Origin of the sequence: Photobacterium proteolyticum, assembly GCF_001939735.1 — a bacterium.
Classification (GTDB): domain Bacteria; phylum Pseudomonadota; class Gammaproteobacteria; order Enterobacterales; family Vibrionaceae; genus Photobacterium; species Photobacterium proteolyticum.
The window spans coordinates 14,416-28,492 of the sequence record NZ_MJIL01000100.1 but is presented as its reverse complement, the minus strand read 5'-3'; the positions used below and the strand labels follow the sequence as shown (position 1 = coordinate 28,492).

General features: G+C 44.8%; 14 protein-coding genes. 3 read left to right on the top strand and 11 right to left on the bottom strand.

Translation table 11 applies throughout. From position 1 onward, the window contains the following. Positions 1-295 precede the first annotated feature (295 nt). Positions 296-934 (bottom strand): hypothetical protein, encoded by a 639-nt coding sequence (locus BIT28_RS27670; protein ID WP_075768196.1) that lies wholly within the window; start codon positions 932-934, stop codon positions 296-298. A gap of 171 nt (positions 935-1,105) precedes the next feature. Between BIT28_RS27670 and BIT28_RS27665 the strand changes: the two genes are divergently transcribed. Continuing rightward, entirely contained in the window at positions 1,106-1,666 is a 561-nt protein-coding gene (locus BIT28_RS27665; RefSeq protein ID WP_075768195.1) for a recombinase family protein, read from the top strand. Here BIT28_RS27665 and BIT28_RS27660 read toward each other — a convergent pair. Next, complete coding sequence (locus tag BIT28_RS27660) at positions 1,663-2,205, bottom strand: hypothetical protein (protein ID WP_075768194.1); 543 nt, start codon at positions 2,203-2,205, stop codon at positions 1,663-1,665. The two genes, BIT28_RS27665 and BIT28_RS27660, sit on opposite strands and share 4 nt — an antisense overlap. Before the next feature lie 114 nt (positions 2,206-2,319). Between BIT28_RS27660 and BIT28_RS27655 the strand changes: the two genes are divergently transcribed. After that, positions 2,320-2,670: a hypothetical protein gene (locus BIT28_RS27655; RefSeq protein ID WP_075768193.1), complete on the top strand. Its 351-nt coding sequence runs from the start codon at positions 2,320-2,322 to the stop codon at positions 2,668-2,670. Positions 2,671-2,701: 31 nt separating this feature from the next. Then, entirely contained in the window at positions 2,702-3,217 is a 516-nt protein-coding gene (locus BIT28_RS27650; RefSeq protein ID WP_139310528.1) for a hypothetical protein, read from the top strand. Positions 3,218-3,607: 390 nt separating this feature from the next. On the opposite strand, the gene BIT28_RS27645 is transcribed toward BIT28_RS27650, so the two are convergent. From BIT28_RS27645 to BIT28_RS27605, 9 genes are all read right to left on the bottom strand, one after another. Then, complete coding sequence (locus BIT28_RS27645) at positions 3,608-4,237, bottom strand: hypothetical protein (RefSeq protein WP_075768190.1); 630 nt, start codon at positions 4,235-4,237, stop codon at positions 3,608-3,610. Beyond that, a complete protein-coding gene (locus BIT28_RS27640; protein WP_075768225.1) occupies positions 4,230-5,300 on the bottom strand; it encodes a ComEC/Rec2 family competence protein in 1,071 nt (356 codons plus the stop codon). Before BIT28_RS27640 ends, BIT28_RS27645 begins: the two co-directional genes overlap by 8 nt. 294 nt (positions 5,301-5,594) lie before the next feature. After that, complete coding sequence (locus BIT28_RS27635; protein WP_075768188.1) at positions 5,595-7,574, bottom strand: ATP-dependent DNA helicase; 1,980 nt, start codon at positions 7,572-7,574, stop codon at positions 5,595-5,597. Positions 7,575-7,765: 191 nt separating this feature from the next. Beyond that, entirely contained in the window at positions 7,766-8,242 is a 477-nt protein-coding gene (locus BIT28_RS27630) for a VPA1267 family protein (protein ID WP_083652197.1), read from the bottom strand. Further along, positions 8,239-8,448, bottom strand: a complete 210-nt coding sequence (locus tag BIT28_RS27625) for a hypothetical protein (RefSeq protein WP_075768186.1) — start codon at positions 8,446-8,448, stop codon at positions 8,239-8,241. The genes BIT28_RS27630 and BIT28_RS27625 overlap by 4 nt, the downstream gene beginning before the upstream one ends. After that, positions 8,445-8,852: a hypothetical protein gene (locus tag BIT28_RS27620; protein WP_075768185.1), complete on the bottom strand. Its 408-nt coding sequence runs from the start codon at positions 8,850-8,852 to the stop codon at positions 8,445-8,447. Before BIT28_RS27620 ends, BIT28_RS27625 begins: the two co-directional genes overlap by 4 nt. Before the next feature lie 9 nt (positions 8,853-8,861). After that, positions 8,862-11,129 (bottom strand): hypothetical protein, encoded by a 2,268-nt coding sequence (locus BIT28_RS27615; protein WP_075768184.1) that lies wholly within the window; start codon positions 11,127-11,129, stop codon positions 8,862-8,864. Next, a complete protein-coding gene (locus BIT28_RS27610; RefSeq protein ID WP_075768183.1) occupies positions 11,122-12,771 on the bottom strand; it encodes a hypothetical protein in 1,650 nt (549 codons plus the stop codon). The genes BIT28_RS27615 and BIT28_RS27610 overlap by 8 nt, the downstream gene beginning before the upstream one ends. Beyond that, on the bottom strand, positions 12,758-14,026 hold the full coding sequence (locus tag BIT28_RS27605) for a site-specific integrase (RefSeq protein WP_175577625.1): 1,269 nt from the start codon (positions 14,024-14,026) through the stop codon (positions 12,758-12,760). The genes BIT28_RS27610 and BIT28_RS27605 overlap by 14 nt, the downstream gene beginning before the upstream one ends. Positions 14,027-14,077: the final 51 nt, after the last annotated feature.

The following is a 14,077-nucleotide window of genomic DNA, read 5'->3' as shown; positions in this document are numbered from 1 at the left end:
TCTCACCAAATCCCCCCTATTTTTTGCCCTCAAATCCTTTACACTTTTTGCTCGACAGTGAGCCTATAAGTAAGCTAAAAAAACAACTCAAAACATGTAATCGCTGTTAGTCCGCTATGGCTTGACAGGGGGCGCATGCTGCGCATCTAACATTGCCCCTTTGGTACGTAACCGCTTCGCGGGGCTTCGGGCGGAGTTGAGACCTGACTGCATCTCAAGCGTTCTTTCCGCCCTTACATCGCTTCGCGATACATACCAATATAACAAAGCCTGCGTCGTGCAGGCTTTTGCTTATTTAAATTTGGGCTGGAGCCCCACTGAGAGTGAAAGAGTCCATTTTGCCAAATCCTGCAGTTTCTTCTGTTGTAATGGAAGATGCTCGATTTGAGAACTTCAATACGTCGTATTGGTCTTCCGAGATCTCGGTTGCCTGGAACGGATAACCAATGTAGAACCGGCCATTACAGCTAAAGACAGCTACGTCTTTACGCAAGTAACGAACATGCTCTTTGTAGCTAGATAAAACGAGTACTTCATTCTCAGAGTCGACATCATTGTCTTCATCATCTTCATCAATGAAAAAGCTGACATCACTGCCTTTAACAGAGGGGTAGCAATGCCACTCTTTGCTGATATCCTCATTAATGTCGCAGTAATTTCGGGATGATAGATAAAACTCGTCCAGTTCAGACAAAGCTTTCGTTTCAGAACACGTAATGTGATTAAGGAGCTTTGTAGCTACATCCTCAGAGACGCTGATAGCCATATCACCGATCTCAATCTTAAAGCAGTCAATGGCACGATAAACACGACAGTACTGAGCATTTCTTTGTTGCCCAGTAGCTCCATTGAAGATCTCAAGACCGTAAGGCCCTTTGCACTTAAATTCTGATTCTGATGAATCCAATACGATATCGTCTTGATGCTTATCCATTGCTTGCTCCTCGTTACCATGAAAAGACGTAAAGTAAACGGTCGTTTTTTTTACAATAAGTAAACGGTATCATATGCTTTACTAATCGACAAGAAAAATGTAAAACAACTTGTAAAGAAATCAACGTAAAGATTAGCTGCGTTAGATTTACATGACGCGGGTTAGGTAACTATGAAAATTGGATACGCACGAGTTAGTACAGACGAACAAGACACAGCAGCACAACTTGATGCCCTTAAAGGCTATGGTTGTGAAAGAATCTATGAAGAGAACGCTAGCGGGAAATCATCAAAGAACCGCCCCGAACTTCATAAGCTGCTTGATGCAATTCGACCAGGCGATGTTGTTATAGTTCATCGATTAGACCGCCTTGGTCGCAGCCTGAAGGACTTGATTGAGCTACTTGATAGCTTTCGCTCTAGCGATGTGAAGTTCGTTTCTCTCTCAGAAAACATTGATACAACAACGCCAACTGGTGAGCTGACGTTCCACCTTATTGGCGCCATAGCGCAGTTTGAACGAGCGTTAATCTCAGAGCGCACTAAAGCTGGACTTTCAGCAGCTAGAGCCAGAGGCCGGGTTGGTGGAAGAAAGCCTTCAATGACTGCTTCTGACACTAAAAAAGCAAAAGCCATGCTGCTGGATCCGATGATGACAAAAATAGAAGTAGCTAAGCATTTTGGTGTAAGCCGTCCGACTCTCGACAAAGCATTGAATGAAGGGCAGGATTAATCTAGTAATCGCCAAAGCTGGCCTTGCTCGTGACGAATCTTTCTTTCTGCTGTGAGTGCATCGACGGCTCGCTTTGTGTCTCTAGCCCCAATCCCAAGATGAGTACTGATAGCGCAAAGCGTCAGTAGCTTGCGAGCAATGAACAAGTGGTAGATAGCTTGTTTAAGCTGTCGATGCTCTCGCTCGTTAATTTCAAGCGGCGGAATGCTACAGAGCCCGGCATCGGCAAGACTCTTACAAATATGACAGTCGACATCATTAACATTACAAAGATATTGAATCATGCGACCCAGGGACGCATCTTGTGTTACAGCTTCGACTCGCTCTATCTCCTTATTAACAAGGCTTTTAGTAAGCATTGAGATTAGCAAATAATCTGCACCGCCCGGGATTGCAGGAGCCACAGCACCAACTCGCTCACCATGACAAATCGGAAGTTTTGTTAGTGTGTTTGCGGAGCAAAGCACTAGCGAGTCACCAGCTACCTGGCTGACATCTGTCGCGCAAATACTCTCGCAATCAATCACCAGAACATCCATATCATCCACTCCTTGCCAAAACTATCTACGCGATATAACCTTAAAAATACTGTATACCCATACATGCAATCGATCAATTAACAGTCGATAATTCTTTTCTTTGGAGTTAATTTGATGGCAGCTTTCCCAAGCCCTGCAGCTGGCCATGAAGAAAAATACATTGGCGACAGCTTGCACGAGCACATCATCAGAAAGCCGTCAGTAACACGGCTTGTTCCGGTTGATAGGGATTTTGAGCGCATGAACCTAAGGAAAGGCGATATCGCTGTCATTGAAATCGACAGAAGACCTCACGACAAGTGCTTAGCTATGGTGAATTTCGAAGGTGATAGCTTCTTGTGCCAGCTTTTTTGGCGTAACAACAAGTGGTTTGCTGTGACGGATGACCGTACTGGCCGGGTCACAGAAGAAATGTGTTTGGTCGGTGTAGCTCGCTGTTTTATCAAAGACCTATTGCTAGAATAAGCATAAGAAGGATGCGATGAAGGTGACGCATGTGAATTACTTAAAAGCATTACGACGTAAGCTACAGAAAAAGCAGATCAAGTTCATCGCAGAGCACGAATTCAAGGGCCCTGATGAACTCCCGCTACCACGTGAAGAGCTTACTAGCGCAGTTGAGCACAACCAGATTATCACCGTCATGATAGACGGCCAGCTGCAATACCCAGCCTTCCAGTTCAACTCTGATGGTCAGGTTTACCCTGTGCTGCGAGAGCATCTTCCGCGACTACTTAATTCCGGGCGTTCAGGCTGGGATATCTGTTTCTGGCTATTCACAAAGCAATCAATCACGCTCAAACGAGCGATGCCAAACGCAGCTGTGCTAAAGGGGATATCAATCGAGGAAATGCTTGAACTCGGCAAGCAGGCAGCAGAGCAGACAGAGCGTTACGAAGGTAGGCCGATTGATGCGGCAACAAGCGGAAGCTCAGAGGTATTCGCAGCATGCGTTGAGCATCTATTGAATCCGGATTATCGCGTGATTAATTGCATTCAAGAGCAGCCGTAATGTTAGGTTTAGTTAACATTAACAGCGAAAAATGGGCTTAAAGTTAGGTTTAGTTAACATTACAGAGAGCACTAAAAACTAAAGTTGAAAGGGGAGCGGCAACCCCCCTTTCGCATTGAGATTTCACTCACCTGTGGTGCGCTGCGCATAGCTTCTCATCACTTTTGTGGTGTGCTGAAATCATCAATGACAAGTTATTGTAGCGCAACAACTATCATAAGAAAATGCCCGGGGGCGAGCTATGTACATGCTGTCGACATAGAGGCTGGTGAACGAAGCTTACTTGCCTTCAAGGGAAAGAAAAAGGCCGCCAGGCGACCTTCTCAATGAAAACCAATACTACATGGATAGCAAATTCCCCAAAGTGAGTTCAGCGAAGGGAAATCATAGCTATATGGCTTCATTAATAGCGATAGCGACACTATTTAAGACTAAATTTTTACCCGTATTTCTAGCAGTCAAGTTCAATATCATTAAAACAACCAATGAGTAACTGACTGTTTCAGTGCTGAACGAAAAGTCGATAAAACCAATTTTCCGCAATACGAATGTAACCAAAATAGCGACAATAAAGATAAGCCATGATATGTACAGGTCTCGAGTTACCAAAAACATCTTGTTAGCAGATTTAACTGCTGGATTATCTCTAACGGGATAATAAACTTTTGAATACCAAATAGACTCAGTTACATCTAGATCATTCTGCTCACTAAATACCTCGGGCCATCGCTCTGCCAACTTACCTAAGTCTAACCTGGAATCACTTAGGCAGAGTTTTTTAGAATGATACGCAGGTTTACGGCGAGACCAAAACACTAATAAAAATTTTAACTCGCGGCCAACCAAGTTACTAAAAATAACAGACAACGCCGAAACCAGCGCAATTAAGCCAACTTCTAACAGAGGGACAATCTCTGAGTTCAAAATTTCCGACCAGTCTTCAAATAGAAAAATGGGAACGAACGCACAAAAAATAACCCCACCAAGTATTGGTAGATTTTCAGTCTTTAAATCACTCACGCTCGTACTCCTCCTGATACACTTCAACTTCAGCGGCATTCCAGCCTTCACGCGCACCTAAATTATTGTGGTGTCGTATACCTTTACCATTTGTAGCCAACGTCTTAACACCCCTGTGAATAAATGCATTTAGTACGGCAGGTCTAGGGTGTTTCTCAGATTTTTGGGCGGCAGAAGCTATAGCGGTGATACCACGACTTGCATTTTTATCTGCAAGTGGTTCCCCAATGTAACAATCTAGTACTGATGAACTAATGTTTCGGCGACTTCCATGGTGTGGAATTTGCATTAACCGCAACTTATTAGAGTGAGCTTCGAACAAAGGGTAGGCATCATTAAGAGCATCGATCCCTGCATCACCAGTAAATAGTAGTGATTGCCCATCATAATTAATAAGGGTAATCGCGCTCGTTGAATTTAATGCAGATGTTTTTGCATCTTCATCTAAGTCATCTTCTCCCCAGACGGCACGAAAAATAGATTTTGCTTTTTCTATAATACGATCAACAAAAGAAGCTTCTGATTTCGACTCTAAAGCGGGCTCAAGAGTTAGAATTTCAGGTATCAAATCCCTGTAATAGTCCAAATCAGGCCCAATAGATATTATTTGTGCACCGCATTTGTTGATAGAACATCCAGAGAAAGGCTCCCTTACAGGAATCCCTTTTTCTTCAGCAAGATTAACCAGGTCAACAGCTTTGTTTAGTTGTTTTGCTAACTTTTCACCTACACTGTTATCAGTAAACCTACCATCTTTAAGTAAACTAGCTAAATCGCCGTGTTCCCACGGTTTCTTTATCCATAACTCCCCAACCTCCATGGTTTCTAAAACTTCAAATAATCCATTAATATGGTCTTGATCTGGATGGGTTGAGATCACTAGGTCGACATAGTTGGTACCATAGTGATTTTTAACGGTGTTAACTACTTTTTCGCCATCGCTTTTAAATCCGCCATCAATAACAATGACAAACTGCTCATCCCCTTCAACGAAACGCATTGAAATAGCATCACCGCTTTTGGTCTCTTCTCCAACAGCGTGGAAGTCAACCTCAAACCCCATAGTGCCCCCTAATAAATTCAGAATGAAATGCAACTGCATTATATGCCTCTAGTGGAAAAGATCACAGATAGATAGTTGTTTTTTATACATATAGACTGCAAACAAAGCGGTGGCGCCTGGGGGAGATACGCGCAGGAAACAACATTGATACTAATCATCAACAAAAAAGAGGGGGCGTGGTTACAAAAAGGGGCGGTATGGTTATTTAACTTAATGAAGCCCCCTACTTCAGCAAGGGGCTTTTTGATTCTCTCTTTTTAAGCGAGCTTCTCGAACAAGCAATTAAAACAAGATTCATGCTGCTTGATCGAGGCTTGCTAACTGCGCTTCAAGCAGAGTGCGCAGATAGGTATCACGCTTATCAGCAGAGCTCGGCCTTAGGATTGCAGCTTCGAAGTCCCTGAAATCACCGACAAGCTCAATATGAACCTCTGCACGAGTCAAGGCAGTATAAATCCACGAATTATCAAGCAGCCCTGAGCGAGATAGGGGAACGATGACACGCTTAAACTGACTTCCCTGAGCTTTATGAAGAGTGATTGCGTATGCCTTGCGAATAGAGTCCAGAAGGTCGTGTGTTAATGGGATAGTGCGCCCATCATCCAGCTCTAAATCAGCAAAGCCCGGGTTTTCTTCATCAGCTGTTTGAGAGTTGCCAACATTAATAAGGTGCCCCATCGTGCCGTTCTGAACATCTCTATCCCAGTTATTCTCGTTGAAAATCACCGGGTCGCCTTCTCTGATATTCAGGTGCCTAAAATCAGCCTCTAGCACAAATTCCAGGAGCTTACCGTCAGGATTGCATGCTGACTGGCATAACTCATTAAGCTGATTAACACTGTTGTTTTGAGCCGACAAAATTTGCGTGTTTTCAGCATCTTGAGCATAAAGCTCTACTGTCTTGGCATTAATGTCTTTTCGGCTTACATGATGGAAGCGAATGTGATCGCCGAAATCAGCGGCCTGAGGAACAATTCCATCAACAATCAGCCTCGTGAATTCAGGAATACCGGTAGAGCCTTCCTGGCGCTTAACAATATCGAGAGTCGTTGTCGGCAGCACATCAACAGCATCATGCAGTACCAGGCCAGCACCAATAGGTGAGAGTTGGTTTGGGTCGCCAACTTGCAGAATACGCACAGAAGGCGGGACGCTGGTAATTATTCTGAACATCGTCGGCAAATCATTCATTGATGCTTCGTCAATGACTAGAATTGTTGGCTTTTCAAAGTCATAAGTCCCTATGTTCTTTAGAAAGCCTGCAATGGTTCGAGCTTGAAAGCCTGTCGACTCTTTGATGCGCTTCGTTGCCCGGCCAGACAAGGCCATTGCCGCGACTTGAACCCCCAGGTTCATGTATGCTGCCATGATGACACGTAATACCGTTGTCTTACCGGTACCGGCGCCACCTGCAATAATCGATGTGCCCCTTGAAAGGGAGGTGATTACTGCGTCCTGCTGTCGTTCAGTTAGCGGAAACGGCAGGTTGGCCATCGCCTTTGATAGCGCTTCATCGTAGTGGTGACTCCAGACATCGGTGATGGACAGCTTGGCAAGGCGCCTGGCAACGACTTGCTCCATAATCCACATGCCGGCAGGGTGGTAATGACCGACATCATCAATGGTGAATGCGGCAGTCTCGTAACCCTGGCGCAATGCATAACTGGTTAACTCAGAGTTATCCAGCAGCTTGTCGACAAGCGGGAACAAGTCCTCATGAGTTGATACTGTATGCCCACCTTTCATGCGCTCTAGCTGGGCGACTTCAATAGCGCCAATTAGTCGCTCTGGGCTATCTTCTTTAAAGTCGAAAGTCGTCAACGCCAGCTTATCAGCTTGCTTGAAAGACAGGCCGAATGTCGTGAGGCGATAAGGGTCATCTTGAATCTTCTGCAGCGAATCTTCCTTGTGGTGCTTGATGAGCCTCATCGCAATGCCTGCTGGAATCTCGTGCTTTTCAAACCAAGCCATGTGCTTAAGGTTTTCATACTTTTGCCAGCCTTTAATCAAACCTTGCGCTGCAGTATCACCAACACCATCAACCCACTTAAGCTTCTCAATATCGCCTTCTTCCAAAATTTGATAGATATCAGACTGGAACTTTATCCAAAGCCGGCGAGCTAAACGTGCTCCTACTCTCTCAAACGCATTATCGCGCTCTATGAAGCGTACAAAGCTGTTTTCGCCTTTAGGTAGAATAACCCTTAGCTTGCTAGCCTTTATGGTCACCTCGACCTTCTCATAGCCATGTTCGACAACATTTCGTTCAGACATGTCTCCTGAAACAAGCCAATGCTGTGCTCTTTCAGGCTCAACTGATACAAGCTCCTTTTTCGCATGAACGATGTAATGTTTGTTAGTTATTATGCTGTCACCATTTCCATCAATGGCTTTGCATCTAAAAACGCATTTGTCGTTAGACTGGCTATAAACCCTTGTAACCCCAAGTAAGATCCGAGACTTTTTCATCGTAAGTTAATCCCTGTCTCAGCTAAGACTTCTGCAACTTCCCTGTATGGCTCAAGCGCACGCTTTAATCGAGCGTTATCAGCCTTCAACTGCAGGTTCTCTGCTTCAAGCTGCTGATTACGGCGGATTAACGCCTTGGTATTACTGGCGCTTTGGTCATACTCTTCTGAGTTTGGGTTCGAAGAAGCCTTTTTATTGGTATTAACATTATCCTTCACTTTTTTGGGAAGAACTCCTCTTGCCCTTAGATCTTTTTCCAACTTTGCCAGATCTCTTTTTATATCGGGGTTTGAGCCCAAGATAGACCTGCCGAAACCGCACTGATTCTTGATATCTTCACGCTTAAGTTGCCCGCGATGCTCTATATTCTTGAAGTCTTGATCTGACTGACTTGCAGCCCATTCCGTAAAAGATTTATGGTGAATTTCGCGCATTTCAGCGCTGCTGGGTTTCTTTGGTTTTTCTTCTGTCATGAATCCTCCGTGACCGTCATCGGCCTGACTTGTGCGAGCCAGTCTTTAGGCCAAAGGACAGTCTCAATAATGATTTCAGGTACAAAGCCACCTTGTTTTTCAAAAATAGTGGCTCTGTTAGATTTGCCGCACGGGTCTAGTACAAAACTCCGATTTGGGTGCTCCTGGAGGTACAGCTCGACCTCAGTTAGCGTCATTTTTCTCATAACCCTTTCCCTTGTTTCACCTTCTGCAATAGATGTGTTAACGATGGATTGCCTTTTGAAAGAGCTGCTAGCTTTTTAATAAAGCTCAACTGATTGTCGTATTTCTGTTGCAACACTTCATTCTCTGCTTTTAGGCGTTGAATTTCGTTGTACGCATCCACATCAGACTGAAGGAAGTCGACAAAGTCAGGGGTTGGGGCTGGCACACCCCGCAACTCCTGCTTCTTAAGATCATAAGCAGTCTTTATGCTGGGGTATTCCTTCAGTGTTTGGCGTGTTGTTGTAATGTCCAGGTCGCTTTTAAGACGCTCAACAAGCAGATCCCACGTAAATCTTGTTTGCCAACTCCTAATCAGAGCTTCTATCTTGATTATCTCTTCTGTATTTAATGATTTATTTGCCATGACGATTCCTTAAATTAATGCGAAAATATCTGCCAGGGCGTCCTCAACAGGGACTTTCTCTGACTTGAACTCAAGAGCTTTTGCCAGCGCTTTCTTTGAATCCGGCAACGCAAATTTTCGTACGGTGACCGTCTTTGCCTGAGTATCGGTAATGCGGAACTCGCTCTTGTGAGCAAGCAAGCGGATAACTGAGCCTGGTTTTAGCTCTTTACTTTCCATGAGCTGCACCAGTTCACGGAGCATGGAGGTGTTTCGATGATGCAGTGCAAACCAATCCTGCATGGCCTGGCTGTTACAGAAGTTAGGTCGTTCCTGCACATCATCAAGACGGCGTTCTTGTACTTGCAAATCCTTATTCAGCAACGATAGTGCTTCTTTATCATGTGCTGCATGGCACGACGAGGGACAGAGCGCGCATTGCGTTACAAAGTCATTGAGGTACTCACAAGGCGAGTACTGCAAGTTCTGGCTACAGAATCCCGCACTAGTCACGGCTGTCGCGGTATCAGTCAACTTCTCATACTGTTGCTGACTAACCACTTTAACGGTGATTTCCTTCCCGGATTCACTGAACAGAATGTCTGAAATCTCGGCGGCTTTTTCGGCGTGAGTACGATGCACATAATGCAGAATTTGCTCAGGTGTTTTTCGGCCCGACCATAGGTTGATTATGGCGTGCGGTATGCCCTCCCGGTCAGCAACATCATTGTGCCAATGTCGGAATTGATGCGGCTTAATATGGAACTCATCTGAAAAGCCATGCCGCGTAAAGATGTTTTCTGCATTAGCTTTTTTTTTCAACGCCGTTGAGAACACATCACCGAGTGCGGCTAAGGGTACAATTGCAAAATGAGACTTCCCTCCATCGTAAGATGTTGTACCTGTATAAATCTGATTTCCCGTAAAGCTAAAGAGTGCCTGTTCATACTTACATTTACCGTGCTCAGCGTTGTTATAGCCCACTGGAAATCCGGTGAGGTTGCCGACAACGTATTGGATCCATTTGTGCTGAAACTGTGCAACTGTCAGTGTATTGCTATGAAAAATCTCGCGTATTTTTTTGACAGACAAGCCAAGACCTAGCAAATATTTAGTGTGAGAGCATGTTTGGGTTAAAAACAACTCATCTTCTGGTTGTAAGTCAATGATGGGTTTAATGTATAGTCCGCGAGTGTGTGTCTTGTGCGCACCCGCCGTGGCTTTACTGACGCGCACCTTTCTATTTCCCTCGTCATAAAAACCAAGCAAATATCCCAGATGGATCAGATTGATCGGTTTATTCATATTGGGAGTCAGGGCACTCATGTTCTCGCTGGACGGGCAGAAATCGCCCAGCACCTTTTTCAGCGGCAAAGACGGGTTTTCATAGAAACGGGCAAGCACACGTGCAGGCTCACATGCAATCTCCATGTACTCCAGGCTGCGGTCAACGGCCTCGGACATTACGGCTAGAATGTGGTTGTGGTTGTTTTTAAAACCCTTCGACCCTTGCCAGTCGAGGTAATACACTGTTTCTTTCTTGCCATCTTTGGTTTGGGTGATATCTTCTAACCGCTGCTTGGTCAGTACGGTCTGCTCCGCGTCGATCCGGTTCGGTGAACCCATCGCCAAGGCGGTCATCGCGCAAACAAAGGCATCGCGCTGCAATGTCAGCGGGCGTGGATCCCATTTTTCCCGCTCTGGCGGTATGACATCGTGAAAAATCGCACCGAGTGCAAGTAATACTTTAGCCTCTGGGACTGAGTTCTTTTTATGCTCGATAATGTCATCACCAGCAGCAGTAGTTCTCCCCTTCTTGTTAGTTAATTTCAGTGTTGGCGGAATAAAAGCGTGCCGATGCAGCCACTGTAAAAAAACAGGCACATAATCCACGTTTTTCATTCTGGAATAGGCTGCTTCCAGCCCAGAAAAGTCGATATGAGCGGGATTGTCAGCCAATTCTATAAGCAATTTCCTTACCACTGAGTGTTTGTCTGCTTTGGCTGATCTGCCGCCTTTACCTGCACATACCTCAATTGCATAGGCCATTAAGAGGTGGCGCAAGTCGTCAGGCAATTTTTGTGAAGGACGATAGGCCGTCCTGAAATCTGATTGCTTTACCGTGTGGTCAACAAAGTAAAAATTAATGGTCTGGCCTGTAGGGGACGTAAAGCGCCAAGCGGGATCATCCCATGTTGCAGGTTTTTTCTGCTGATTGGTAAAACCAGTTAAAGGCTGCTGCATGAGATCATTGATATAGTTGCGCTGGTTCTCGATAAAACGATTAATCTCAGGCATGACAAAGTCCTTTCTTTGCTAGCTTACGCTCCTCACAAATGTCGATCGTGACCTGGATATACAGAATGATTTTTCTCAGTTTGCTCAAAGTAACCTGATTACCTTTTTCTTTGTTAACGTTATATTTTACAAGTGCTTTATCGAGATAGTGCTTATGGTCGGCATCTTCGTTGGCATGAAAGTTATCGCAGGGATAGCAGCCAAGTGGAGCTCCCAATTTTGAAGCACAGCTAGCGCAGTTCGCCGGATTAGAACGAATACCCATTTCTTCATCAAACTCATTGCGAACCACATATTCGTCCTGTTTCAGCAGGTCATTAACAGCAATGCTCCCGAATTTTGTCAGCACCTCCTTTTTGGCAAATGCTTGGTCAATTTCGAGTCGCGCCTCAAAGCTCAGGTCAACATAAGCCTTAACCGACTGTTCGGTGCCCCCGGTAATTTTAGCCAGATAAGGTGCTGGCAGTCCTTGCCTGGCCCCCAGTGTCAGCACAGTATGACGAAGGCGGTTGTTGCCCAGCCTCAGCTTATCGCTTTCGATACGGTCACTTTTAAGATCTAAGTTGGCAGTAAATCCCGTTATGGCCTTCTGCAATGCCTTAGAGCGTTTATGAAACGCATCAGACATGAAGCCAAGCGCTTTAAACAGATTGGATTTCGTCTTGAATTTCATTGTGAAAAGCTGTTCTTCCGGGAACAACGGGCAACGCAACATGATTAAGCGACGTTCATCATTGGTTAAACTGATCCCCTGATTTTCCAGGGATTGAATGAGTACAAGTTCATACTGCTTACGATACGTTAGCAGTAACACTGACAAATCCGTCTCCAGACGATGCGACTTGGGCTCAGCGCTACCGCGAAACGCCCCATCTTTGCCTCGAAATGTTCTGAGCTGTAGACGTTCCACATCGCTGAACAAATACTCGCTGGTAGGCACGGACTCATTCTTGTTTTGACGGTGATTTGAAAAGCTCTGGCCTACAGGCAGTGCATCAGCCCACTTCAACTCTGCCAGTTGTACTGGTCGTCGAATGAGAGCAACCATTAACTGACAGGCGATAAGGTTGCCAAAGGCCAGAACGTCCCTTGAGCCATAGCAAGTCTTTTTTTGATTGTCCGTTGCAAGGCGCAATTCTTCTTTTATCGAATCATATTCAATCTCGCTGTAGACGCCTTTTTCAGGGTCAAGAATTGTGTTTCCCATTTTTTGATTAGGCTGGTTTGCTTGAGCGAATTCGTAAACCTCTTTGAACTGCGTAAAGCCAGCTTTTTTGACGGCAAACGATAATGCTGATGCTAACTTTTGTTTATCGTTATCAGTCAGCGAGAGCCAAGCTAGTTGAAAGGCGGCAGGGGATAGGTTGTTGCCAAGAGATTTAAATGCTCTGGCTCGGATACTGGCTGTATTACGAGAACGTTGGTTCGCGTTCTTCGCCAAGATCACTCGCAAATCCACAAAAGTTTGCCAGTCATAACCCTGGTCGTACATCCACTCAAGATACAGGTATTCTTTTGTACCTAGCTGCCATTCGTCATCAAAGATATCGAAGATATAGGCGTCATTCTTTGCGCGATACCGCCGCTGGCCCTCAAAGCTCTGCTTTAATTGCTCGAATGTATTTTTATTAGTTATCGCCATTAGACTCTCCTTGTGCCGGAAGAGATTCGTTCTGACGCTGTGTAGATAACTCATGCACTAACATAGCGTGCATAAAGCTGTTGTAAGTGCCAGACATTTTACTGTCCTCAACCCAGCCCATTGCATACTTGCGAATATCTTCAATCTGCTCTGGGGTAAGGCCTGCCTTCCTTGCTCTTTTTTCAAAAATCTCATTCCACTTGTGTCGGAACAAATGCGGGTGAAGCTTGAAGTCCACGGCATGAGAAAGCACGTCGATTATTTTATTAATTGAGCCTAGCTTTAGCGGCTCACCTCTCGTGTTACCTTTCTCACTAACGAAAATGAAATCATGGGTTTTAGCTTTAGGGTACTTGCTGCGCTCTGTTTCAATGTACAATTTCAGCAATTTCATCGTTCCATGCGAGATAGCAGAAGAGTGCGCCTTGGTTTTCTGTGCGGCTGGAATTTTCCGTGTGTCAGTTGGATCGTTCGGTGTCCGTGTAATCAGCAATCGCGGCTTGTCATGGTCGTGCTTTATGTCACTAATTTTTAGCCCTGCCAGCGCACCCTCACGGATACCAGCCTCAATAAAAGTATCGACAATTAACTGATTCCGTAATCGGACTTGTTGTGTCCACGGATTCTTGGGGCTAGCAGGCTTAATGATTTCCAATATTTTAAAAAAAACTTCATCCGGTATCGCCTGATCAAACGGGTCACTCACATCAGTATTCTCGTCTTTCAGTGCGCGAATATCAGTTTTCACTTTGAGTTCTAAGTCGGCAAAATCATCGCGTACAGATTTATCGGCATTATTCGCGAAATGAAAGACATTATAGAGATCCTCGATATAACCAAAGAACAATCTCAGTCGCTCTTTAATCGTGAAGGCAGAGGCCCTGCTTTCTGTGCTTTGAGATGCATGAATGAGGTTATCAAGCTGCTTATCTGAAAAACGTTCAAAGCTAACAACATTGCTCTTATCATTCTCAAAATCGGCCTCGACTTTATATTTGCAGTGACGCTTGAAGTCATCATATTCTTCAGCAGTCAAAAATTTCCCAGACTCCACCCTCTCAACAAGATCAATTGATTGGTCGGTGAAGTAACGATAAATAAACAGCAAAGTTTTTGCGTACGTATAGCGAGTACTGAAAGCGCGATCTGCAAACGCAGTTTCCATGTAATTGCTGAGAAAAAAACAGGCTGGTAGATAGCTCTCATCGACAATACAAACGTCACTGAGATTTTTCAGATTATTGTGAATTTGCACCGAACAATCCATTACAAAATATCCAATGAGTTAACAGAATACTACTAAGTT